The sequence below is a fragment of the Armatimonadia bacterium genome (assembly GCA_039679385.1).
Taxonomy (GTDB): domain Bacteria; phylum Armatimonadota; class Zipacnadia; order Zipacnadales; family JABUFB01; genus JAJFTQ01.
Genome location: JBDKVB010000138.1, coordinates 118,211 through 142,973, shown reverse-complemented (window position 1 = coordinate 142,973; position 24,763 = coordinate 118,211). Strand labels below are relative to the sequence as shown.

At 65.5% G+C, this 24,763-nt stretch carries 19 protein-coding genes; 12 read left to right on the top strand and 7 right to left on the bottom strand.

Annotated features, from left to right (window positions below):
- Positions 1-87, bottom strand: an 87-nt coding sequence (locus ABFE16_15730) for a sugar phosphate nucleotidyltransferase (protein MEN6346752.1), incomplete at its 3' end; no start/stop codon positions are given.
- Between the two features lie 182 nt (positions 88-269).
- Between ABFE16_15730 and ABFE16_15725 the strand changes: the two genes are divergently transcribed.
- From ABFE16_15725 to ABFE16_15680, 10 genes are all read left to right on the top strand, one after another.
- Positions 270-1,847 (top strand): cellulase family glycosylhydrolase, encoded by a 1,578-nt coding sequence (locus ABFE16_15725; GenBank protein MEN6346751.1) that lies wholly within the window; start codon positions 270-272, stop codon positions 1,845-1,847.
- A gap of 45 nt (positions 1,848-1,892) precedes the next feature.
- Positions 1,893-3,008 (top strand): glycosyltransferase, encoded by a 1,116-nt coding sequence (locus tag ABFE16_15720; protein ID MEN6346750.1) that lies wholly within the window; start codon positions 1,893-1,895, stop codon positions 3,006-3,008.
- A 37-nt stretch (positions 3,009-3,045) separates the two neighbouring features.
- Entirely contained in the window at positions 3,046-5,403 is a 2,358-nt protein-coding gene (locus ABFE16_15715) for a DUF4838 domain-containing protein (protein ID MEN6346749.1), read from the top strand.
- Positions 5,404-5,460: 57 nt separating this feature from the next.
- Positions 5,461-6,825, top strand: a complete 1,365-nt coding sequence (locus ABFE16_15710; GenBank protein ID MEN6346748.1) for a sulfatase-like hydrolase/transferase — start codon at positions 5,461-5,463, stop codon at positions 6,823-6,825.
- A 76-nt stretch (positions 6,826-6,901) separates the two neighbouring features.
- Complete coding sequence (locus ABFE16_15705; protein ID MEN6346747.1) at positions 6,902-7,747, top strand: sugar phosphate isomerase/epimerase; 846 nt, start codon at positions 6,902-6,904, stop codon at positions 7,745-7,747.
- A gap of 80 nt (positions 7,748-7,827) precedes the next feature.
- Entirely contained in the window at positions 7,828-11,277 is a 3,450-nt protein-coding gene (locus tag ABFE16_15700) for a carbohydrate binding domain-containing protein (GenBank protein MEN6346746.1), read from the top strand.
- Positions 11,278-11,549: 272 nt separating this feature from the next.
- A complete protein-coding gene (locus tag ABFE16_15695; GenBank protein ID MEN6346745.1) occupies positions 11,550-12,206 on the top strand; it encodes a corrinoid protein in 657 nt (218 codons plus the stop codon).
- A complete protein-coding gene (locus ABFE16_15690) occupies positions 12,203-13,240 on the top strand; it encodes a uroporphyrinogen decarboxylase family protein (GenBank protein ID MEN6346744.1) in 1,038 nt (345 codons plus the stop codon). The genes ABFE16_15695 and ABFE16_15690 overlap by 4 nt, the downstream gene beginning before the upstream one ends.
- A complete protein-coding gene (locus ABFE16_15685; protein ID MEN6346743.1) occupies positions 13,237-14,283 on the top strand; it encodes a uroporphyrinogen decarboxylase family protein in 1,047 nt (348 codons plus the stop codon). Before ABFE16_15690 ends, ABFE16_15685 begins: the two co-directional genes overlap by 4 nt.
- 116 nt (positions 14,284-14,399) lie before the next feature.
- Positions 14,400-14,636 carry a hypothetical protein gene (locus ABFE16_15680; protein MEN6346742.1) on the top strand — a complete coding sequence of 79 codons (237 nt, stop codon included), beginning with the start codon at positions 14,400-14,402 and terminating at the stop codon, positions 14,634-14,636.
- Here ABFE16_15680 and ABFE16_15675 read toward each other — a convergent pair.
- From ABFE16_15675 to ABFE16_15655, 5 genes are all read right to left on the bottom strand, one after another.
- Complete coding sequence (locus tag ABFE16_15675; protein MEN6346741.1) at positions 14,624-15,199, bottom strand: hypothetical protein; 576 nt, start codon at positions 15,197-15,199, stop codon at positions 14,624-14,626. The genes ABFE16_15680 and ABFE16_15675 overlap by 13 nt on opposite strands.
- Before the next feature lie 71 nt (positions 15,200-15,270).
- Positions 15,271-16,965 carry an ATP-binding protein gene (locus ABFE16_15670; GenBank protein ID MEN6346740.1) on the bottom strand — a complete coding sequence of 565 codons (1,695 nt, stop codon included), beginning with the start codon at positions 16,963-16,965 and terminating at the stop codon, positions 15,271-15,273.
- A 173-nt stretch (positions 16,966-17,138) separates the two neighbouring features.
- The gene (locus ABFE16_15665) at positions 17,139-17,981 is read right to left on the bottom strand and encodes a PspA/IM30 family protein (GenBank protein MEN6346739.1); all 843 of its coding nucleotides are present in this window, start codon (positions 17,979-17,981) and stop codon (positions 17,139-17,141) included.
- 151 nt (positions 17,982-18,132) lie between these two features.
- Positions 18,133-18,744 (bottom strand): RdgB/HAM1 family non-canonical purine NTP pyrophosphatase, encoded by a 612-nt coding sequence (gene rdgB, locus ABFE16_15660; GenBank protein MEN6346738.1) that lies wholly within the window; start codon positions 18,742-18,744, stop codon positions 18,133-18,135.
- Between the two features lie 49 nt (positions 18,745-18,793).
- On the bottom strand, positions 18,794-19,795 hold the full coding sequence (locus ABFE16_15655) for a Gfo/Idh/MocA family oxidoreductase (GenBank protein MEN6346737.1): 1,002 nt from the start codon (positions 19,793-19,795) through the stop codon (positions 18,794-18,796).
- 215 nt (positions 19,796-20,010) lie between these two features.
- Here ABFE16_15655 and ABFE16_15650 point away from each other — a divergent pair, with 215 nt between their 5' ends.
- A complete protein-coding gene (locus ABFE16_15650) occupies positions 20,011-20,271 on the top strand; it encodes a ribosomal protein L7/L12 (GenBank protein MEN6346736.1) in 261 nt (86 codons plus the stop codon).
- A gap of 10 nt (positions 20,272-20,281) precedes the next feature.
- Here the strand turns inward: ABFE16_15650 and ABFE16_15645 are convergent, their stop codons facing one another.
- A complete protein-coding gene (locus tag ABFE16_15645; protein MEN6346735.1) occupies positions 20,282-22,240 on the bottom strand; it encodes a DUF6785 family protein in 1,959 nt (652 codons plus the stop codon).
- A gap of 135 nt (positions 22,241-22,375) precedes the next feature.
- Between ABFE16_15645 and ABFE16_15640 the strand changes: the two genes are divergently transcribed.
- A complete protein-coding gene (locus ABFE16_15640) occupies positions 22,376-24,730 on the top strand; it encodes an FAD-dependent oxidoreductase (GenBank protein ID MEN6346734.1) in 2,355 nt (784 codons plus the stop codon).
- The last annotated feature ends 33 nt before the right edge of the window (positions 24,731-24,763 follow it).

Genomic DNA, 24,763 nt, shown 5'->3' with positions numbered 1-24,763 from the left:
CACTGCAGGCTTGGCACGGTCTCGGGTGAGAGGGTACAGCCGTTGTCCAGCCCCGCCGCCAAGGATGACGCAGATCGTCGCATCCATGGATTGCGCTCCGACTGGTGCGCCCGTGAGTGGCGACCTTCCTGCAGATCGCCCCTAGAACCCGGGCTGCGAGTGATGACTCTGGGGGGTTCCCCGCCCCGGTCGCCCATACCTTCGCCACTCTCCGGCAGGTCTGAAGCCCTCCCGGCGGGAATACCAGCCCCAGTATTCAGGAGGCGACCATGAACCTGTCGGCACTGGTTGTGCTGTCGATTGCCCTGAGCTCGGTACCGGGTTTGGCCCAGCAGGTGCGTCCGCCCCTGCTGCAGGCCGGCTTTGAAGGTCCTGCCGCTCTCGAGGGGTGGCAGTTCGCAGGAACCGGCACCAGCCGCCTCGTTGAACGCGATGATCAGGGCCACGCGATCTACCTTGAGCGTCCTGCGGAGAGCCCGGGCGGAGCAGGAGTCAGGCAGTTCTCGCTCCCCGTCGACCAGATCGCCGGGAAGATGGTCACGCTCCAGGCCGACGTGCGTGCGGAGGAGCTCTCGGTGCCTCCACAGTCCTGGAACGGCGTCAAGTTCATGCTTCAGTACCGAACGCCTTCGGGCAACAGGTACCCACAGATGCGCGGGCTGGGCGAGACCCGCGGGTGGCGCAGCGTGTTCTTCACCGTCCGGGTTCCGGCCGACGCCCTTGAGGCCCGGCTGGTCCTCGGCCTTGAGGCTGTCAGCGGGAAGATGTGGTTCGACAACGTGCGCATCGATGTAGGCCGACCGGCCGCCGCGCACAAGTACCTGTGGGACGGCCAGCATCCCATCTTCACGGGTCGCTCGCTACCCCGTCTGCGCGGGACGATGGTCGGTGGGAACCTGAACGAGGACAGCCTCAGTGTGCTGGGCAAGGACTGGAACGCCAATGTACTGCGCTGGCAGGTGAACTGGGCGCAGACACGCCCCGCGAAGGCCGACCCTACGGATGCGCAGGCCTGGGACGCCTGGCTCGACGACGCTCTTGACCATCTCGAAGCCGTCCTGCCACTCTGCGAGAAGTACGGTGTCATGGTCGTCGTTGACCTGCACTCCCAACCCACGGTGAAGGACGAGCTTGGGAAGCCGAAGGGGATCTTCGAGAGTGTGCGTGCGCAAGACAGGTTCGTGGAGAGCTGGGAGAGGATCGCCCGACGCATGAAGGGCCGCGACCTCATCTGGGCCTACGACCTGTGCAATGAGCCCAACGAGACCAGCCAGATCGCCGGTGTTCCCAGTTGGCATGATCTCGCAAACCGCACGGCAAAGGCGATCCGAGTGATAGACCCGGTGACGCCACTGATCGTCGAGCCCGGTATCGGTGCCGGGCCTGACGGCTTCGACGACTTCTGGCCCATCGACGACTCCCGGACGATCTACAGCGTGCACATGTACATGCCCCACACCTTCACCCACCAGGGCGTGAAGGGGCAGGCGATGGGCTTCTCGTACCCTGGGCTCATAAACGGGGAGCAGTGGGACAAGGACCGCCTGCGACGTGTCTTGCAGCCCGTGGTCGACTTTCAGAAGGACTTCGGCGTGCACATCTTCGTCGGCGAGTTCAGCGCCATTCGCTGGGCCCCGGGTGATAGCGCGCTCAACTACCTGCGCGACTGCATCGACCTCTTCGAGGAGCACGGCTGGGACTGGACCTACCACGCCTTCCGCGAGTGGTCCGGCTGGAGCGTCGAGTACGGCTCGGACATGAACGACAACAAGCCGAGCCTCACGCAGACCCCGCGGGAGAAGCTCCTGCGGTCCTGGTTCTCCCAGAATCTGAAGCCCGAGCACTGACACTCAGACTCGCCGCACGATCACGATTGGACCGCGCTTGTCCGTATGGGTACCCGCATCTGCTACTTCGGCACTTACGATCAGGACTACTGCCGCAACCAGATCCTCCAACGGGGGCTGACACTGGCCGGTGCGGAGGTCATGGAGTGCCACTCGCAGGTCTGGCGCACCAGCGACAAGTCCCAGCTCTCCGGTGCGCGTGAGAAGCTCGCAACCGCCCTGCGCTGGGTGGGGTCGAGACGCGACCTCCGCCGCCGGTACCGCCGGATGCTCGAGCACGACGCCGTGCTCGTGGGCTACCTGGGGCATCTCGACACCCGGCTGGCCAGGAGCGTGGCGCGCCCGAAACCAGTGGTGCTCGACGCCTTCCTGTCCCTGTATGAGACCGTCATTGAGGACCGCCGGATGATGTCCCCGAGCGGACCCGGAGCCCGGCTGCTGAAGGGTGTCGAGAGACGTGCCTACGAGAGTGCCGACCTGATCCTTCTCGACACCCAGGCCCACATCGACTACGTCGCCGAGGAGTTCCGGATACCCTCAGAGCGCTTCCTGCGCATCTTTGTCGGCGCCGATGACCGGCTCTTCTGCCCGCCTGCGCCGGAGGAGCCGGACTCCGCAGACGAAACGGGCACCATGACCGTGCTCTTCTACGGCAAGTTCATCCCACTGCACGGCGTGGAGGTGATTCTGCACGCCGCGCAACTCCTCATGCCGGAGAAGCAGCTACGCTTCCAACTGGTCGGCACCGGCCAGACCTACCCGGAAGCCCGGAAGCTCGCCGAGGAACTGAGGCTGGACAACGTGGACTGGGTCGACTGGCTCCCCTATGAGGACTTGCCGCGAGCCCTCCGTCGGGCCCAGGTCTGTCTCGGCGTCTTCGCTCCCACCGGCAAGGCCCAGCGGGTCATCCCCAACAAGGTCTTCCAGGCGCTCGCCTGCGGGGCCCGGGTAGTGACTGCCGACAGCCCCGCGATGCGTGAGTTGCCACCGATGGGCGAAGGCCTGACGCTGGTGCCGCCCGGTGATCCTGAAGCGCTGGCGCAGGCCGTCCGCGAGCTGTGCCGCAAGCCGCACCGAGTCGAGGTCTCTCCCGGCGCGGCGGTGTTTCATCCCCGCGCTCTGGGCGAGGAGTTGCTCCAGGGCCTCTCTCGCCTTGGTTAGGATAGCAGGCCGCAATCCCTCCCTCGGAGGCAGACCCATGAAGACCTTCGGCACCGGGCTTCTCGTGGCACTGGCAGCCGTCCTCGCCCTTCCTTCCTACGCGATCACCCTGGGGCGTGAGGCCGGTTCGTCCGTCGCAGTCGTGCTGGCCGACGATGCCTCACAACCTGAGCAGACGGCAGCCCGCGAGCTCGCCGAGTACCTGGGCAAGGTCACCGGAGCCGACTTCACCGTGTCTGCCGAGAAGACTGCCGTCGCCGGTCCCGCGATCTACGTCGGCCCAACCCGTTTCGCCGCAGCCCGTGGTCTGAAGGCCTCCGTGATGGACTCCGAAGCCTGGGCTGTCCGTTCAGGCCCTGACTTCCTCCTCCTCGCAGGGGGCAGGCCTCGCGGAACCCTCTACGCCGTGTACCACTTCCTCGAGGACGTGGTCGGCGTGCACTGGTGGAACCCGTGGGAGGAGACGGTCCCGAGTCGCGCCACCCTCCCTGTCGAGGGCGTGTCTCTGAACGGCAAGCCTGCTTTCGCCTACCGTGACATCTACGCGCTCTATGGCGATGACGGCGGCCGCTTCGCCGCACGCAACCGCCTCAACCGGCAGGGCGACGCCGCGCTCTCCGGCGAGTATGGCGGCGCTCTCGACTACGGCCCTCCCTACCACGTCCATACCTTCTACTCCTACGTTCCGCCGGCCCAGTACCTCAAGACTCACCCCGAGTGGTTCTCGCTCATCAAGGGCGAGCGTGCCGCCGACCGGGCACAGCTCTGCCTGACGAACCCCGAGTTGCGCGCCTTCGTCATCGAACGCCTCAAGAACTACATCGAGTCCAGCCGCAAGCAGGCAGCGCAGGACGGGCGTCCAGCGCCGACGGTGTTCGACATCTCCCAGAACGACTGGGGCGGTCCCTGCCAGTGTGAGAAGTGTCAGGCCATCGCTCGCGCTGAGGAGTCGGAAGCCGGCCCGCTGATCGACTTCCTCAACGCCATCTCCGACGCCGTCCGGCCGCAGTACCCGGAGATATTCCTGGATACCCTTGCCTACCAGTACACGCAGAAGGCGCCCAAGAGCCTTCGCCCACGCGACAACCTCCTGATTCGCCTGTGCGACACCACCAGCAACTTCACCAAGCCCATCACCGACCCGGCCAACGCCACCTTCCGAGAGCATCTGCTGAGCTGGGCCGCCATCGCCAAGCACCTGCGCATCTGGGACTACGCGGTGACTTACGCTCAGCCCTACGGTCTGCCCATGCCGACGGTGCAGACCTATCCCATCGACTACCGCTTCTATGCCGAGCACCGCGTCGAGGGCGTCTTCACGGAGCACGAGTACCCGATCCTCGCCGACCTGCGCGACTTCAAGGTCTGGATGATGATGAAGATGCTCGAGGACCCCTACCAGGACTACGAGCGCTGCGTACAGACCTTCATGGATGGTTTCTACGGTCCGGCGGGCCGCTACGTTCTCCAGTACCTGCATGTCCTCGAATCGGCCGCGATCGCGAAGCCCGCCTACTGCAGCATGGGCACCGCGCCGACCCAACTCGGCTATCTGGACTTGTCCTTCGTCCGCCAGGCCCAGGCGATCTTCGAGCAAGCAGAGCGGGCCACGAAGGCCGATCCCCTCCTTCTGCGCCGAGTCCGTCATGCTCGCATGCCGCTGGATCGCGCGACGGTGGTCCTCAACGGTCGCCTGATGAGTGAGTGGCTGGCGACCGGCGGCACGCCGGAGACCATGCCGCTGAACCGCGACGACTCCGCCACTCGCTACCGCCTGACCTGGCTCGACCAGGCTCAGATGCGTCTTCCTGCCTCCGCCCAGGAACGCGAGCGGCAACAGGCCGAGGCCGAGGTGAGCAGGTACACCGCCTTCGGGTTCGTTCCGCTGCCGGAGAAGTTCCGCTCCATGCCCAGGTCCTCGGTACACGACTTCACCGCCATCACCACCCGCAACTGGAAGGACATCGTGCGCGTGGTGAAGGACCCGCAGGCCGAGAGCGGGATGACGAATCGTCTGGAGTTCCCGACGAAGGTCGACACCGACTCGCATCCGGTCGAGAAGTACCGCCTGCCCATGCAGTGGGGCCTCTACGATCAGCTCAACAAGAAGACCTTCGGCGGGAAGCCTATCAAGCCCGAGGACGTTCCCGGCCCCGGCTATCACTGGTACAAGATGGGCACCTACTCACTGGCGCCCTCCTACTACATGTACTTCTTCTGGAGCTGGATCATCCAGCTCGACGTCGATGCCGCCCAGGATGCCCTGAACCCGGAGGCCAAGTTCGATATCTGGGCCAGCCTCAAGTTCGAGGGACCGGCCTTCCCTCACGGTTCCGCTACAGACAAGAACGCGATCTGTGTGGAGCGTGTCGTCCTCCTCAAGACCGGTCAGTAGAACCGTGAGTGCGGGGGCCTGTTTCGCACGTTCTCTCCAGACAAGGGTGAACCGAGCATGCCGACTACCAGGAAACCCAACTTTGTTATCTTCTACACCGACGACCACGGCTACGGAGATCTGTCCTGCATGGGAGCTACGGACTTCCGTACGCCTCATCTTGATGCCTTGGCAGCCTCCGGCGCCCGCTTCACCAACTGGTACTCGAACTCGCCGGTCTGCTCGCCCTCACGGGCCTCGCTACTCACGGGCCGTTACCCGTGCCATGCCGGAGTCCGCGCGATCCTCGCCGGTCATCGTCAGGCCACCGGCCTCATGCCCTCCACACCGACGCTTGCCGCAGCTCTCAAGCCTCTCGGCTACCGCACTGCCCTGTTCGGCAAGTGGCACCTGGGCGTCGCAGAGGCCTGCCGGCCCCAGCACAACGGTTTCGACGAGTGGCTGGGCTTCCTGGCGGGGTGCATCGACTACTACTCCCACATCTTCTACTGGGGCATGGGCGGCGGCACCGATCCTGTCCATGACCTGTGGGAGAACGGCCGGGAGATCTGGGACAACGGGCAGTACTTCACGGAGATGATCACCGAGCGTGCGGTGGACTTCGTTGAGCGCGCCGCCGCCGACGATCGTCCCTTCTTCCTCTACGTGCCCTTCAACGCTCCGCACTATCCCATGCATGCGCCACAGAAGTACCTTGACCGTTTGCCTGACCTGCCCTGGGACCGTCGGATCATGGCGGCCATGCTCAGTGCGGTCGATGACGGCGTCGGCGCGGTCATGGAGGCGGTGCAGCGCAAGGGCCTGCTGGAGAACACCTGCGTGTTCTTCTCCAGCGACAACGGCCCTTCCCGAGAGACGCGCAACTGGCTCGACGGCACCAAAGACCCGTACTACGGAGGCACCACCGGCAGCCTCAAGGGCCACAAGTTCAGTCTCTACGAAGGCGGCATCCGCGTGCCTGCGATCATGAGCTGGCCGGGGCGGATCCCTGCGAGCCAGGTCCTTGGCGAGGTCGGGGCGATGATGGACGTGTTCCCCACCTTCCTCAAGGCCGCGGGTGGTGACCTCTCGCAGTACCAGCTTGACGGTCTCGACCTCCTGCCGATGGTCGCCGACAAGTCGCCCAGTCCTCACGGCCCGGTCTTCTGGGAGATGGGCAAGCAGACTGCCCTGCGCCAGGGCAACTGGAAGCTCGTCGTCAACGGCCAACTCGTCGAGGGTGCACCTCCAGAGGACGAGGTCTTCCTCGCCGATCTCAAGGCTGACCCGGGAGAGCGCACTAACCTGCGCAACGCTTTCCCGGATGTCACCCAGGAGATGAAGGCTGCCGCCGAAGCCTGGCGTGCGGGCATCGAGAAACACTGGGAGGAGAACTTCGCCGAGGCGTACAAGAACACCACAAGTCTGCCACCCAAAAAGTAGGTAGACCTCAGTGGCCGATCCTGTGAGGGTCTCGGCCTTGCCGGGGCCAGAACGCCTTCGCCGCAAGGAGCCGGTAATGAAGATCGCCTACGGAACCTATGCCATGCCGACCGTTCCGCTCGAGGACGCCTTCCCTGCCCTGGCGAAGATGGGGTACGAGGGCGTCGAGCTGTTCATCGGTCCCAAGCACGACCGCGCGATGCCCCAGGACATGGACGCAGCACGGCGCAAGCACCTGCGCAGCCTCCTTCAGGACAGCAACCTGGCGATGCCGGCCATGATGATCGTCGGCGGGCTCTACCAGCCTGACCCGACGGCACGTCAGGCCAACCTCGACCTGATGGCCCGGTGTGCTCAGCTCGGTCGCGACCTGGGGATGCGCGAGCCGCCGGTGCTCGCAATGGGCTTCGGTGGACGCACCGCCGACTGGGACACGATCAAGGGCGATCTGGTGGAGACCCTCGCAGCCTACGCCGAGCTTGGCGAACGCGAGGACTTCGTCGTCGCCGGCGAGGCCCACTGCAATGCGGCCGTGGACCGGTCGGAGCGGATCACTTGGCTCCTGGATACCGTCAGCCATCCCCGGGTGCGTCTCCACTTCGACATCGTCCACCTCTTCCTGGCCGGTGAGGAGATCGAGGACGCTGTGCGCGTGCTCCTGCCCTACACCGCGCACACTCACATCACTGATGCTCGGCGCCATGCGGACGGCACCTTCGAGCTTCTCTTGCTGGGCGACGGCGAGCTTGACTCCGTCGCCTACCTGCGCGCCATGAAGGACAACGGATGGAACGACTTCATCACCCTGGAAGTTAGTACCCGTGTCTGGTCGCAGGAAGGCTACGACCCCTACGAGGCCGCTCGCTACTGCTACCGGAACCTCTCTGGTGCCTTCGAGGCAGCCGGAGTGCCCAGGGGCTGATACAGTCCCTGCCCCGCCTTGCACCGATGGCCTTACGCACTTTGTCCACCAGCAACAACAGCCTAGATGGAGGCCAAGTCATGTCTCGCGTGTTCCTGCTAGTGGCACTATGCGCCGTCCCCTGCTACGTCTTTGCTCAGGCTCCGATGCAGTTCGAGGCGGAGGACGTCTCCTCGCCCACAGACGCCTGGGGCAAGAACATCGACCCCGTCGACAAGTGGAACCTCTGGAGCAAGGACAACGACGCCGCCAAGAAGTGGTCCGGCGGAGTCGTCCTTCAGTCGCCACGCGTCCTCAAGGACCGGGAGAAGCCGGAAGACGGCGCTCCCGTCCTGCACACCGTCATCAAGGACATCCCCAAGGGCAAATGGGTCGTCAGCATCAAGGGCGGCCGCGGTCTTGCCTTGTCGCTCGACGGCAAGGAGTGGCGCAACCTCCTTACCGCGGGCTCGCGCCTTGGGACCTTCGACATCCAGGACGGCAAGTTCGAGTTCTGGGTCGATGACCGCTACGCCGATCCCAAGAGCCCCGGCTGGTGCTACTACGACACGATCACGCTGGCTCCCGAGCTGCGGCCTGCCGCCGGCATCCTCAACGGTAACTTCGAGACCGGAACCGACCTCGCCTCGAGCAACTGGACCTTCTGGTCTCGTGATGGCCAGGGCCAGGCGACAGTCTCAACCGAGGCCCACAGCGGGAAGCAGTGCCTGAAGGTCGAGCGCAACGGCGAGCGCGACTTCGCCGTCACCAACGCCGGTCGCCAGTTCGTCACTCCCGGCCAGGTCTGGGATGCTACCGCCTGGGTCAAGTTGCAAGACTCCGGCTCCGTCGAGCTCGACGTCGTGGCCCTCAGCTCCTCCGGTCAGGTCATCAGTTGGGCCATCGGTTCTGACTCGATCGAGGGCACCAAGGACTGGAAGAAGCTCACCGCGCAGGCCATCGTTCCCGACGGTTGCGAGCAGGTCTACGTCCGCGTGACCGGCGGCGAGAAGGCTACCGCCTGGGTGGATGACGTCGAGCTCAAGCCTGGCGTGCTACCCGAGCGCGTGGTCAAGCCCCTCGTCCAGGGCTACGCGACCCAGCGCATCGAGGAGAAGATGGACCGTGGCCTCGTGGCCATCCCCGCAGAAAAGGGCGTCTATCTGAGCTGGCGTCTGCTCAAGGCCGATGCCCCGAAGGTGGCCTTCAACGTCTACCGCAGCGCCGGCGAGGGCGCACCGGTCAAGATGAACGCAGCTCCCATCGCCGCCACCACCGACTTCGTCGACCAGACAGCGGGCGACGGCAAGGGCATGACCTGGCGTGTCGTGCCGGTCGTGAACGGAACCGAGATTGCTGACGCAGCCGCCCTGGCAACCGTCGAACCCTTCGCAGGCCAGGCCTATCGCTCGATCAAGCTGCAGGGCGACTACACCTTCCAGAAGGCCGGGATCGCCGACCTCAACGGCGACGGCAAGTACGACTTCGTCCTCAAGCAGCCCAACACGAACATCGATCCCGCTTCCTCGTACTGGACCCCGAGCCCGGACACCTACAAGCTCGAGGCCTACCTCAACGACGGTACCTTCCTGTGGCGCAAGGACCTCGGCTGGTCCATCGAGCGCGGCATCTGGTACTCGCCCTATGTCGTCTACGACTTCGACGGTGACGGCAAGGCCGAGGTCGCCGTCAAGACCGGCGAGGGTGACCCGCGCGATCCCGACGGCCGCGTAACTACCGGCCCGGAGTACCTGTCCATCCTCGACGGCATGACGGGCAAGGAACTGACTCGCGTCGACTGGCCTGCGCGCGAGCCCTTCGGCAACTACAACTACGCCTCCCGCAACCAGATGGGCGTTGCCTACCTCGACGGCAAGACCCCTTGCCTGCTGGTGGCCCGGGGCACCTACACCCTCATGCGGCTGATTGCTTACCAGTGGCATGACGGCAAGCTCACCGAGGTCTGGAACTGGTCGGGCCAGGAGGAGCGTCCCGCCTATCGCGGACAGGGCGCCCACTTCATGCACTCAGCCGACATCGACGGCGACGGTCGCGACGAAGTGATCCTGGGCTCCTGTGTCGTCGACGACAACGGTAACGGCCTGTGGTCCACCGGCCTGGGACATCCCGACAAGTGCTACGTCACCGACCTCGACCCCTCGCGTCCGGGTCTGGAGATCGCCTATTTCATCGAGCCGGGGCATGTGCAGAACGGCATCTGTGTGGCCGACGCCAAGACCGGCAAGCTCCTCTGGGGCTTCAACGAGCGCACCTACCATATCGGCACCGGCATGACCGCCGACGTCGACCCCACCAATCCCGGTTATGAGTGCTGGGGCTCGGAAGACGGCAGGGGCGACCCCAACAAGGTGAGCTACAACGGTCGCCCGCCGCGCTGGATCTTCTCTTCCCAGGGCAAGGTCCTCGGCAGCTATGAGAAGGTCCCCGGAACCACCACTGTCTGGTGGGACGCTGACCCGCTGCGTGAGATCACCGGTGGCGGCACCGTCACCAAGTACCAGGGGCCGACGCTCACCCGCGGCATGCAGGGCTCACAGATCGCCTGGGCCGACGTCAGCGGAGACTGGCGCGAGGAAATCATCACCTCCGTGCCCGGCGAGCTCCGCATCTACAGCACCACGATCCCTGCCTCTGATCGCCGCGTCTGCCTCATGCAGGACCCGATCTACCGGATCGACGTCGCCCATCTCGCGATGGCCTACCCCCAGTCACCGGTGACCACCGACTTCATCGGCAACACCGCCGCAGCCCTGGGCCTGTTCCTCGACACCACCTCGGTGAAGACGGGCGACACGGTCAAGGGTAGGGTCGTACTCGCTGCTCCGGCCGACCGCGCGATCTCCGGCACCGTCACACTGACTGCCCCGGCCGGCGCAACCGTCACTCCGCAGAAGATCGAGATGAAGGCCGCTGCGGGTGCAACAGCCGAGGCCGAGATCACCGTGACCGTCACCAAGCCGATCGCGCCCTTCGCCGGTCCGTCCTCCCTTGATGTGACGGGCGTCTTCGAGGGCGAGGGCGTTTCTCTGCGTGGTGTCACTGCCGTGCGAATCGCCGACCAGCCCCTCAAGCAGGGAACCCTCGCAGAGGCCGAGGCCTTCACCGGCCAGGGTGGCGGCGAGGTCCAGCTCCGCGAGGACAAGTTCGGTGCCAGCGGCAAGTCGATCTCGCACTGGGACAACCCGGGGCACTGGCTAAGCTGGAACGTGAACGCACCCGCCGAGGGCAAGTACGTGGTCGCGCTTCGCTACTGCTGCACCACATCGACGCAGCGCGAACTCTCCATCGACGGTGGCCCGGCGGTCAAGCAGCTCTTCTCCGACACCGGCGGTCTCTCCAGCGCCACGGTCGGAGACTGGGCCCACGGCAGCTTCCTTGGTGCAGACGGCAAGCCGCTTGCCTTCGGGCTCAGCGCAGGCTCTCACACGATCAAACTGACCAATCTCGACGGCAACCCGATGAACCTGGACTACCTGGTCCTCTTGCCCGAATCGGTCTGTGCCTCGATGCTCAAGGCAGCGACGGGGTAGCCCTTGTAGCTGCTGACACTGAAGCGACCTAACTCTGAAGCCAACCAGTCAGAACGCAGGAGGTGACAGGCATGGGCCGGCCATGGCATGACTCGAGGCTTTCGCCGCGCCATTGAGCACAGGGGGCGATGTGGTCCTTCGAAGCCACGATGCCCCCGCTGCCCCGGGTGGGCAGCACTAGCGCAAACAACCCACGCCACGGCCGGTCCAGCCCTCCTCCGAGCAGTCTGTGAGGGGCAGTCCGGCCTGTGGCCCAGTACAGGAGGTGCCGCATGCCGGACAGTCCTTCCGTCATCTTGCAGGGCCTTGCAGACGCCGTCGTTCAGATGGATGAGGAGGCCGCCGTCAGGCTTGCCCACGAGGCGCTTGAGGCGGGCCTTGACCCACACCAAGCGATCCACGAGGGCCTTGCCCGTGGCATGGACGTCGTATCCGTCAAGTACGACGAGGAAGAGTACTTCGTCCCCGAGATCCTGCTGTGCTCCGACGCAATGTATGCAGCCCTGGACGTCCTCCAGCCGCACCTCAAGGAGGACGCCTCCGGTCCTCGCGCAAAGGTCGTCATCGGCGTCATTGAGGGCGACACCCACGACATCGGCAAGAACATCGTCCGCGTCATGATGGAGGCCGCAGGCTTCGAGGTCCATGACCTCGGTCGCGACGTGCCCGTGGAGCGCTTCGTCGAGGAAGCCGGCAAGGTCGGCGCCGACGTGGTCGCCATCTCCACGCTCATGTCTACCACTCGCCACGGGATGAAGCGCGTGGTCGATGCCCTTGTGGCGGCCGGGATACGCGACCGCGTCAAGGTGCTCCTCGGTGGCCCGCCGGTCTCCTGGGCCTTCTGCACAGAGATCGGTGCCGATGCCTACGGATCAAGCCCCCGCGAGGGCATTGAGACCGTCCGTCGTTGGGTGGGTGAGGCCAAGTGACCCCGAAGGAGCGCATCGGAGCGCTGCTTGGCGGACAGCCCATCGACCGTGTCCCCATCGTCCCTCTCCTCCTCAACCATGCAGCCCGCGTCGCCAAGATGACCGTGCGCGAGCATGGGCGCGACGGCCTCAAGATGGGACAGGCTCACGTGGCCGCCTACCGCCTCTACCACCAGGACATGATCACGATCTTCACCGACACCGGCGTCCTGGCCGAGGCGATGGGCACTCGTCTGTACTACCCCGAGGACGACGCCGCTCGGATCGACCAGCCCCTGGTCGCTTCCCCGGAGGACGTCACGAAGACCATCAACGCAGACCCCTGGGGCGACAACGGGATGCGCGTCTACCTGGAGGCGATTCGTTACTGCGTGGAGCAGGTCGGCGACGAGGTCTTCGTCGGCTGCTGCTTCGCTGCGCCCTTCACCACAGCCGCCGGCCTACGTGGCACGGACATCCTTGCCCGTGACCTGCGGCGCAATCCCGACCTGGTCTTCGAGCTCCTCGACCGTTCCCTGGTCGTTGCGCAGCGGTTCGTGGAGGCCTGTGCGGGAGTCGGCGGCGTGCCTGTGATCGTGGACCCGGTGGCGACCGGCAGCGTGCTCAGCGAGGAGCTCTTCCGCACCTACGCTCTCCCCTACCTGGCGCGAACCGTAGACGCCATCCACGCGCAGGGCCTCCCGGCGGTCGTCCACGTGTGTGGCAAGACCCATCGGTTGCTGGAGGCCCTGGCCGACACCGGCGGCGATGTGCTGAGCCTTGATGTGGTCGACCTTGCTGAGGCTCGCGCACGCGTCGGGGATCGTGTGGGGCTCATGGGCAATGTCCGTCCCGCGCAGACGCTTCTGGAGGGTACGCCGGAGCAGATCGAGGCCGAGGTGATCGACTGCCTCCGCAAGGCCGGTGACAATCCCCACGGGTTCATTCTGGCCAGCGGCTGCGAGGTCCCGCTCAACACACCCTTCGAGAACGTGACGGCCATGATGGACGCCGGCGAGAAGTGGGGCAAGCTCCCGCTGGCGCTGCCGCAGTGACCTCACGAGACCTGACGCTTCGGTGCCTGCGCGGTGAACCCGCCCCACACCCGCCGGTGCTGTGCCCGGGTGGGATGATGTCCTTCGCCGTCACCGAGGTGATGGAGCAGACGGGATGCTGGTGGCCCGAGGCCCACACGGACGCGAAGGCGATGGCGACGCTGGCCGTGGCGATGGCACGCGCCACGGGCTTTGACAATGTCGGCGTGCCTTTCTGCATGACCGTCGAGGCCGAGGCCCTTGGTGCCACCGTGAATCTGGGCGACAGCCAGGTTCAGCCCCGCATCCTGCACGAGCCGCTCCTTCAGGGCGACCGGGCCACCCAACCGGCCCTTGCGGTCGAGGCTGCGCTTCGGCGAGCGCAGCTTCCTCCTGACAGGGATCGGCGACCTGTCGTGCTAGAGGCTCTTCGCCTGGCCCGTGCGGAGGCTCCCGAGTTGGCGCTGGTTGGCAGCCTCGTGGGTCCCGTCAGCCTGGCCGGGCAGCTTCTTGAGGCGTCCCTGCTCCTGCGGGCCCTGCGACGGCAGCCCGATTCGGTGCACAGGCTCCTGGACTACGTGACCAGCTTCCTGGAGGGCTTCGCGGTCGAGCAGATCAGGGCCGGTGCGGATCTCCTGACGATCGCCGACCCGACGGCGACGGGTGAGATCCTCGGCCCCGACCGCTACCGGGAGTTCGCCGAGCCCTACCTTGCGCGTCTCATCGACACCCTCCACGCAGCCGGCGCGCCGGTGATCCTGCACCTCTGCGGCAACCCGCACACCATCCTGCCGGCCCTTGCCGAGACGAAGGCCGAGGCTGTTAGCCTTGACGAGTTGGCCGACCTTCGCGAGGCCCGCGCGGTGCTGAACCACCAGCGTCTCATGGGCAACCTGAGTGCCCGACTCCTGGAGGCCGGCCCGCCGGAGGTCATCATGTTTGCCTCCCGCAAGGCGCTGGGCTGGGGTGCAGACATCCTCGCACCTGCCTGCGGTGTGCTTGCCGGGACTCCCACGAGGCACCTCCAGGCCATGGCCGCAGCGTCGCTCCTCGGGGCTCAATGACGCGGGCCGAAGGACTCAACGAGCCCCCGAACCTGTTGGCGCAGTTGCGCGCGGCGAGGTATACTCGGGGCTTAGTCACAGTCAGCGTGGGAGCATACACCAACGGGAGCAGAGCAATGAGCACCGAGACAACCGAGAAGCAACTTGTGAGCGAGTGTGCCAGGTACCTGCGCAGCCAGTATGGGGAGACCCTGGTGCGCTACGACATCGAGGTCAACGACGTGGAGGATGGCGAGGGCAAGCTGACCATGGAGTGCACTGTCCGCGCCGGTGGCGACGACTCTCGCTGGCGCAAGACCTTCACTTTCGAGGGCGGCCGTGTCGTGGACATGGCCTGGCACTACCTGGGCTGAGGCCTGAGGTCTTGACTGTAGCGAGGCATCCACACCACCTCGTGGGTGCCTCGTACCAGTTCTGCATGACCGTCGGCGAAGGTGCAGTTGAACCCCTCATGCCGCTCGACGACCCGCTCCGCTCCCCCGCTGTCATTCCACCCACCTTTGCCGTCGAAGAGCATCGCCACCTGGTCCGGCACTCGTAGCTTCTCCTCTGACGCGCCGCCAAGCGCCGAGTTGTACGCATACCCGCAGGGGCTGTCAGGCAGGCTCGGGCACTGGTACATCCGCAGGCTCAGCACATAGGGCAAGGTCAGGTCGGACCACACACGCCCATCGGGAAAGGGCCCGCTGTAGTCCACACAGTACACGAGACAGCCGAGGCCAAGCTGGCGCAGGTTGCTCAGGCAGGTTCGTTGCTGATGAGCCGCGACCGCGTGAGTGATGGCCCTTCCCGTGCCCGCCCACAACCCCAGGGCCACCACCACGCACACACCGACACCCACGAGCACTGCACGCAGGCCGATCCTCCGCGCACCGGGACCGCCCGGCCTGTCCTCACCTGGCGAGTCTGTCTGCATCCCAAAAGGCCCTGCCTGCACCTCACTCACGCAGGCCGATCGCCGGCCCGGAAGTCGCTCTGTGGATAGACTCAGGACACCGTCAGTTCAAGCCGTCCGAGTTCGCGGCGCAGGCTGCCATCCTCGACGCCCTTCACATACTCGGCGGGAAGCAGCGCTCGGGAAGTGCACGACAAGACGGCCTGCAGTTCCATGAGCCGTATCTCGTCGCCCCGACTGACCGTGGGGGTGATGTAGTCGCCGACCGCATACATCACATCGTCGCCGGTGACCCTCTCCCGGCCATCGAAGACCGCTCGCCGCTGGGCGATTCGCACGATCTCCTTCAGGTCGGCCCCCGAGTACCCCTGGGTCTTCTCTGCCGCCTCACCGAAGTCGCTGATGTCATGCGCGACCTGCAGACTTCGCAGGCTCACCTGGAGGATTGCCTCACGTGCCGTGCGGTCCGGGAGCAGGAAGGGCAGCTTGAGGTCAAACCTGCCTGCGCGCATTGTCGAGGGGTCGATCAGGTCCGGCCTGTTCGTCGCAGCCCCAAACAGGATCTTGCCCTGGTGCCGCTCATCGCTGAGGAAGTTGTTGAACATCCCGAAGACCCGCCGCGACACACCACTGTCACTGTCGCTGGTAACACGGCGGCCGTAGGACTGGTCGAACTCGTCGATGAACACGAACACCGGCGAGAGCGCCTCGAGATGGTAGAACAGCTTCTCCAGGTTCGCCTCGGTCGATCCCACGTACTTGCTGAAGACGTTCCTCAACTGCACAAAGGGAATCCCGCAGTCGTGGGCAAAGCACTCCATGCAGAAGGTCTTCCCACAACCTGGAGGGCCGGTGAGCAGTATCCCCTTGGGCACGACCGCCGTCTTGCCCGAGCGCAGCGCCTCCGCCGTCCGGATCAGGATCTGTTTCTGAAGGTCCACCCCGGCCAGCGCATCGAGACCGAACTGCGGCGACGTGAACTCCACCAGCTCACCGATCTCCCGCTCGATCGCCGCCCGTTTCCACTTCCCCGTCAGGCCGAAGCCGACCGGCTGCTTCTGTCGGCCGGCACTGCGCAGGAGAGCCCCGATCTGCACCCGCGACAGGCCGTTGGTGATGCTCGCGAGCACCTGCGGCGACATCTCAAGCTCCGGCTTGGCCTCGGCTAGCTGCTCGAGCTCATCGCCCACAAAGGCCTCGCGCTCGGCAGCGTCCGGCATCGGGATCTCGACCACTTCGGTCCGCGAGCCCCGGCTGTACAGCTCCTCGTTCACGTCGGCCAGCGACTCGCACAGCAGGAAGACGAAGCTGTTGCGACGCAGCAGACGCGGATCGTCCGACCAGCGTCGCAGCATCGAGACGACACGGCGCTCCTCGAAGGTCATGAACCGCGGCTCATCCCGAGGTGCAACCTTGTCCACATAGTCGATCACCAGTGCCACGTTGTCGCGTCCGAAGAGAAACTCCTGGAGCAGTGGAATCGCGACGCCGGGCTTGATGAGGTCTTCCTCCGAGGGCCGACCGGTCTGAGCGCGGTAGACGCCCAGGAAGGCCTTGAAGACGTTCTCGTCCTCCGGCCGGGCGAAGCGGAGTCCCTCACTGATGTCGTAGAACACCGTGAGCTTGTCTGCGCAGAAGGCGTGGTGCAGGAAGGTGGGCAGGGGAAGATAGGCGCCACCATAGGGAAAGCGGTCGCGTACGCCGTGGATCAGGAACACCGAAGCGCCCGCCGAGGTGAAGCTATCCCTGATCTGCTGCACCCACGGGGCTGTGTCGGAGGTACTCATGGATTGCGGTCCACCGGGCCTTCGCCCGCTCCCTTCGCGAAGATAGACGCTCTCGGCACCCTTCCTCTCAAAGCTGCAACGCCCGGACCCGATGCGGCAGACAAGGACCGCAGACCAGGTCCGGGCGCGAAGTGCTCTCCACCCTCAGCCGGGCCATCCGCCCGGGGTCGTGGCTACTGCTGCTGCTGGGAGTCCGTGTTCTGCTGAGCCCAGTTCACATCCTGCTGGGCTTCCTCCCGCTTCTGGCCCGGAGGCGGTGCTGCCGGTGGCGCTGCAGGCGGCGTCGCAGGAGCCACTGGAATCGCCTCCATCGTCTTGGCCGGCTGCTCCGCCGCAGGGGTCTCCGGAGTCAGGCCGAGCTGACGCTGGTACTCCTGGTAGGCCAGTTCGGCGGAATCGGTCGACGCTTCCACCTGGATCTGGGCGATCTGGTTGTCGACGCTCGAGGACGAGACCTGCAGCCGGGCCTCCGCCCGTGCCAACTTCTCGTCGACCTTCTCTGTCATCCGCTGGAGCTCGTCGGCCTCATCCCCAACCTCGAAGCTCCCCATGATCTCGGCCATTTCCTTCTCGGCCTCGGCACGCTTGTACCGCGAGATCTGGCGCATGGCCTCCTGCATCTGCTGACGCACCTTCTGCTCGAAGGCCGTGCGCATCTGCAGCATCTGGGCCGAGTTCTCCTTCGCCTTCTGAAGGGCCGCCTGCGTCTCTGCCATCTCGGCCTGGGAGGACTGGAGCTGCACGATCAACGCCTTCGCAGCCTCCTTACGCCCCGGCCCGGCCTTCACAGCGGCCTCCACCTGCGGCTGCAAGGTGACGACGGTCTGGGTCTGCCGCTCCAGTTGCATCTCGAGCATCTTCTCGTGCTTGATAACCTCGGCCACCTGCCGGTTCAGCTCCGGGATCTTGTTGCGCAGGTCGTCGCGAAGCTGGCGCAGGACCAGTTCGGGATTCTCGGCCCCACCAATGAGCCAGCCGAACATAGCGCGAAACAGCCGCTTGATGCGGTTCCACATGCGAGTTGGTCTCCTTCGTTGTATCCACAATCAGACGGCGCGCCCACCCGGGGGCAGCCGCTCGATACAAGGGAATTCTCTTCGCGACCTCTTGAATCCTGCTTAGCAGATGCCCCGATGGCCCCTTCCGCCGGGATTCGGTCTCACTTGCCTACTCGCAGAAGGCGCCGAAAGCCTCCCGGAAGCGAACCAGGGCCCGACCGCGGTGACTCACAGCACTCTTCTCCTGCCGTGACATCTGCGCGAAGGTCTTTCCGGCCGGCGGGTAGTAGAACACGGGGTCAAACCCAAAGCCTTCCGTCCCCGCAGGCTCTTGCGCGATAGTGCCCTGCACCGCACCTTCCCACTCGCCGACCAGACCCTCCGGCGAGGCCAGCGCGACGACGCAAGTGAAGTGGGCCTGCCGACTCTCCTCCGCCACCTGTGCCATGTGCCCGAGAATCCAGGCGATTCGTTCAGCATCCGTGGCCGCAAGGCGACTGGAGTGCACCCCTGGCTCGCCACCGAGCGCATCAACCACAAGACCGCTGTCATCCGCCACAGCCCACTCGCCGGTCTCGCGGGCAATCACGGTCGCCTTCTCAGCAGCGTTCTCGGCGAAGGTCTCGTAGGGCTCCTCCACCTCCGGCGCCTCCGGGAAGTCGGCCAAGGACAGCACCTCTACTCCCAGGTCGGCGAGGAGCTCCGCCAGTTCCTTCCGCTTGCCCTCGTTGCGCGTTGCCACAACCAGCCGGCGCACCCCAGGCTTTCCCTGTTCCGTCATTGTGCGTCCTCTCCTGCGGGGCGTTAAGACACCCACCTGGCCCGGTCGGTTACAGCGTCACCGGAGCGCCCGTGTCCAGAGATCGGTGGATCGCCGCAGCCACGGCGACAGCGGCTCGCGCATCCTCGCAGCTCACCAGCGGCTCTTTGTCGTTGATCACGCAGTCGGCGAAGTGCTCCAACTGCGTTCGCAGGGCTCCGTACTGCTGGTCGAGCATCAGCATACCGTAGGCGATGTCCGGCCGCCGTGTCCGCTGCTGCGAGGAGATATCACAGGACTCGTCTCCGACCCTGACCGCAACACGCCCTGCGGTCCCGACAACTTCCATCCGCGCATCGAGGGTGTTCGCCACTCCCTCCGGCACGACCCAGCAGGTCTCGAGGCAACCCACGGCGTCGTTGGCGAACTTCATCACCGTGAAGATCGTGTCCTCCGAGCCGACGTCCGCGAGGACCTTGCTGCACGACTCGGCATACACGCGCACGATCTCCGAGCCCACGAACCAGCGCAGGATGTCGATGTCGTGGACTCCCAGAAAGTAGGCTACCGAGGTCCGCGGGGCGATGCGTCGTCCGGAGGCCACGATGTTGTTGCGCCGACCGAAGGCCTGGATGATGTCGCCGACCTCACCGTCCGCAATCGCCTGCTTCGCAGTGGCATAGCGCGGGTCAAAGCGCACGACATGCCCGACCATCAGTTTCGTTCCGGATTCGCCGAAGGCCCCCAGTATCTTGTCGCAGTCCTCGATGCTCGTCGCCAGCGGTTTCTCCACCAGCACGTGCTTGCCCGCCTGAGCCGCCTTCACACAGGGCTCCACATGCGACTGGTCGTCGGTGCACACGCTCACAATCTGCACGTCAGGCCTGGCAAGCACAGCTTCCAGGCTCTCAGCCGCCTCAGCTCCCAGACGCGCAGCGACCTCTCGCGACCTCTCCGGCACAAGGTCATAGACCGCGACCAGCTTCGTCTGCGGTAGTTCAGACCAGATGCGCGCGTGCCGCTCGCCCATCATTCCCAGGCCAATCACGGCAACTCCGAGCTTCTCGCCCATGTCGATCATCTCCCCACAGCTTCGATTCGCCTGCCTGCGCACAGCTCCTGTCTCAGGCAAGTACCACCTCAGGCGTGCAGGCCTGTGCCTGTTCCCTCCCGACGGCCTGTCCCCCTGCCTCCTCTCAAGACACCACGATGGATGCAGGTTCAGCCGCCACCGACGGCGAAGAGAGCAGCCCTTCTCTCGGGGGACGAAAGGAGTCCGGATCAGCCATGCCCGAACAGCAGTGGGCCGTCATCATCACCAGTGTTCCGCCGGCCGGAGGGTTCCTGTCGAAGCTCTTCGGAGGCGGTCCGCAGGCGCCCGTACTGGCCGCCATCGAAAGTGTTACCGCCCTTCCCCTCAAGCAGGCCAGGGCACTCCTCAGCCGCACGCCGGTCCAGCTTGCCCGCTTCGCCACCCAGCAGGAAGCGAAGGTCGCCGCGCAGACTCTCGAGGACGCCGGGGCAACCTGCGAGGTCAGGGCGCTCTGACAGCTCGCGCCTACCAGTTTACCGGGTAGACGTGCATGCTGGGGATGAAGCAGGCGATCAGGGTGTAGAGGCCACCGTTGAGGAAGTCGCCGACCACCAGGCCCAGGAAGAACGGCAGAACCTGCCGGTACAGTTGCGGGCCGCCATAGCGCAGGATGGTCGTCTTCGCCACCCAGGCCAGCAGGAAGGGGAACCACTGGTTCCGCATGCTCCCAGTGTTGGCGATGGCATAGCCCACGGGGTGGAAGGGCCAGGCCATCAGGTTGCTCCGCATGGCGAACAGGAACACCGTGAAGAGCAGCCCACAGCCCACAAACACCAGCCCCAACAAGTCAGGCGGCTGCGGTGCCACGAGATAGCCCTGCAGACGGTCGAAGGGCGCCTTCCCCATCAGCGTCCGCCAGGTGTCCGCCTTCGACAGAGCGCCGATGTTGTGCCACACAAGCAGCGCACCCCAGAAGGCCACGGGAATCCCTATCGCGAGGCCGAGCGCCAGCGCCCAGGTCAGCTTGCCCCGGGGGATGTGGCGGGCCTCGGCGATCTTGAGGGCGTCGAGTTGATGCGGCATCGTCACGCACCGCAGGTCAAAGCTGGCGATGCTCGACAGATACGCCATGATGGTCAGATCCTGGGGCATGATGTTGCGTGACCCAAGAGTGGTGACCACCAGTGTCTGCGGATCGACCCGAGGCCCGAACAGCCAGGCATTGCCCGTCTCTGCCCGAATCCGCGTCGCCGCAACCAGATACGCGAGTGATAGCCCCAGCAGCGCGAGCGGAATGCCCCAGCTCATCCCGGCTGCCCGGCAGAACCCCAGCATCGCCGCAAAGGTGGCCAGGAAACCCCACACGGGCCACCGCGGGGTGTCCTCTTCCTCCTCCTGTCCCCACTGGAAAGCCGCCGAGATGGCCTTCCGCAGTTCCTTGCGACCGATCCACAGGGCCAGTACCGTCAGCGCCAGGAAGGCGCCGGCTCCCTGCTGATCTTCAAAGGGGAAGCGGGAAGCGCTGGTCGTACCCCAGTCCGAAATCCCGAACACCGCCCCCATGACCCGCACCAGCTTCGTCATCAGAAAGAAGAACCAGCACGAGAAGGTGACCTCGCTCGACAGCAAGAAAGCGATCCCGACCACGAAGGGATAGAAGGACACCGACAGCCCACCCATGGCGTTCCAGGGCTGGTCCTTGAAGCTGCTCGACAGGTCGATGTTGCGCACTTCCAGCTTCGGAATCGACGGGAAGTTCAGGTTGAGGGTGTTCAGCGTCCCGATCAGGAAGGGAATCGCAATCCCGATCCAGGCCAGCTTGTTGCGCCAGAAGGCCCCATCCTCCGCCGTCATGCTCAGCGGCACGTACACCGTCGGGAAGGTCAGTCGCTCGCTATCGACCCACTGGCGACGCACAATCGCCGCCATGCTCAGGCTGCACAGCGCCCAGGCCAGGATGAACCCGCACCACACGACCGAGGGGCCCAGCCAGATACTGACGGGCACCGCCTCACCGCCATCGAAGAAGCGGTTCAGCAGCCTCTCGTCCGTGGGGCCGATCCATCCCGGAATGTACCGGTAGAAGAGGGCCTCCCAGTTGTTCTCCGCCGAAGCGAAGTGATAGGGAGCGGCGATGGCGGGTACGATGAAGTGGATTGCGCCGGAGGAGGCCAGCACGCTGGCCACTGCGGTCATGCAGTAGACGACGACCAACTCGGACTCGCTCAGGCGCAGGCGAGGAGCAAGCCGCCCAAGCAGTCGACTCAGACCCAGCAGGGCTACCAGGGAGGTGAAGGCACCAACGGGGATGCTGGTGTTGGCCATTGCCGTGTGCCCGCGTGAGCCGCCCAGCACAAGCTCGGCCCAGTGGATGAAGAACACTACGGCAACAATGGACACCACGCCGAGGCACACTGCTCTCGGAGTGACGGAGGCTGGCGCGGAATCGGCCGTCGGCGGGTCCTTGCGGAGCGTCTCAGACACGGTGCCTCACCCCGGGCAAAGGCTACACGAAAGCACCGGAGGCGTCAAGCCACAGCCCCCGGGAGGCTTGCGCATATCGGGCGGCGAAGGTTATCCTCTCACTCGGGCAGATGTTACCAGTCCAGGGAGCACTCTATGCGAACTATGACGGCGTACCTTCTGGGTTTCCTTCTCATGACTGCGGCCGGCGCCGCGGAGGAGGTCTCCCTGATCTCCGGTCTCGACAACCGACCGCAGGTCGACGAATTCATCGGCAACCTCCGCTCAGCCATGGCCGAGCCCGTCACCGAACCTCGCACCGAGGGCAGCGGGGCCATGCGTGTGCGCCTGTTCGGCCATCCTTCACTGGAGACGCCGCCGCAGTTCTCCGCCACCAGCGTCCGCGGTGGTCTGCGCTACTGCGACTGGCGGCCCTACCAGCAGCTACTTCTCGACGTGTACAATCTGGACGAGGCGCCACTGCAACTCGTCCTCTTCGCCCGCTCCTCGGCGAAGGAGTACACGCTTCCGCTCAGCCTTCCACCGGGTGCCTGGACGACGGTTCGGGTGCCGGTGGCTGACGTCCAGGCTGCCGGAGTGGATACCGCCGCCATGACGGCGCTCGGTCTCAGACTCGACAGTGGCCGTCGCACTCAGGCCTCCCGGATCGTGCTGGACAACGTCCGCCTGACCGGCGCTGACGTCGCCGCAATCCGGGCCACCAGAGCCCGCGAGGATGCCGCCTATCGGGTCCGTCCGCGTCCTCAGCCGCTCCGAACCCCGGCCGTCGAGAGCGTTGCCGAGCTTCTGACCGACAAGGGCAAGGTCCGCCGGGTCGTGGATGCGCCCGTTGTCGCGAACCCCGAAGTCCTGGTCGTCGGTGGCGGACTGGCCGGAGTGGCCGCCGTCGTCACCGCTGCCAGGATGGGCGCAGACGCCCTGCTCATCGAGCGCGCCGGTTCCCTCGGCGGCATGGCGACGACCGGCCTGGTGCCCCCTGCCTTCCGCAAGGAGCTCAACGAGGGCATCGTGGCCGAGTTCCTCAAGCGCCTCGAACAGGTCGGCGGCACGGCCGAGATGTGGAACCCGGAGATCATGAAGGTCGTGCTCCTCGACATGGTCCGCGAGTCCGGCGCGAAACTCATGCTCTACACGACCGCCGTCGACGCCATCGTGCGCGACAACGTGATCCGCGGCGTGATGGTCGAGGGCAAGTCCGGTCCTCAGGCAATCCTCTCGCGCATCGTGATCGACTGCACCGGTGATGGTGACGTCGCAGCCTGGGCCGGAGCACCCTTCGAGATCGGCCGTGGCAGAGACGAAGAGACGCAGACCCAGACGCTCGTGTTTCTCCTCGGCAACGTTGACACCACGAAGCTGCTTCCGGCGCGCCCCAAGCTGCCGGACCTCGTTGCGAAGGCTCGTGCCGAGGGCGGTCTGACGACCCGCTTCGCAGGCGGCGCCGCGATCCAGCCCGTCATCCTCGGCGAGCACGGCGTCGCCAACATCAACTCCATCAACATCCCGCAGGTCAGCGGCCTCAAGGTCGATGACCTCACCTACTCACATATTGAGGCCCAGCGGGAGGCCCTCCAGCTCGTCGACTTCTACCGCAAGTACGTGCCCGGTTGCGAGGGCTGCTACCTGCTGCAGAGCGCCGAGTTCATAGGAGTCCGCGAGAGCCGCCGCATCGTCGGCGAGTACGTCCTCACGGGCGAAGATGTCCTGCAGGGCGCGACCTTCCGCGACGCCATCAGCCGCGGCTTCTACCCCATCGACATCCATGCCGCCGATGGTACCGGCGACGCGGCCGGAATCCACCTGAGTCGTTCCTACGAGATACCCTACCGCTGCCTGGTGCCCAAGAAGATCGCCAACCTCCTGGTGGCCGGTCGCTGCATCAGTGCCGACCACGTGGCTCATGGCTCAGTCCGCGTGATGGGAACCACTATGCCCATCGGCGAAGCTGCGGGTTGTGCGGCCGCACTCTGCATCGCCAAGAACCGCAGCCCGCGCTCCCTGCAGGGCGACCAGATTCGACGCCGACTGGAGGACTTCAGCTCGTGGCCTAGCCCGGGAACGCAAGTCCCCGACAACCTCGCCCTGTCCTCCAAGGGCACCGTGGCCTCCGCCGATTCCATCTTCAGCGGGAACGCGCCGGACAACGCCATCGACGGCCTGGTGACCACCAGTCAGAGCAGCCGGTGGCTCTCGGACTACTCAGACCCGCCCCACTGGCTCCAACTCGACTTCTCCGCCCCGCAGACGGTGAAGCAGGTCAAACTCTACTTCTTCGACCCGGAGGGCGACACCATCTACCTCGCCCGCGGGCTCGAGGTCCAGGTGCAGCAAGAGGGTAAGTGGCGTACGGTGGCAGCCGTCACCGACAACGCCCAGCTACGCCCGACCCTCAACTTCGCCCCGGTCACTACCGGGGCTCTGCGCGTTGTGTTCACCACCGGCTGCGCCGGCGACAACATGATCCGTCTGCGCGAAGTGGAGGTCCACTGAGCATGACCTGCAGGCCATCGTGCCGGACCAGCG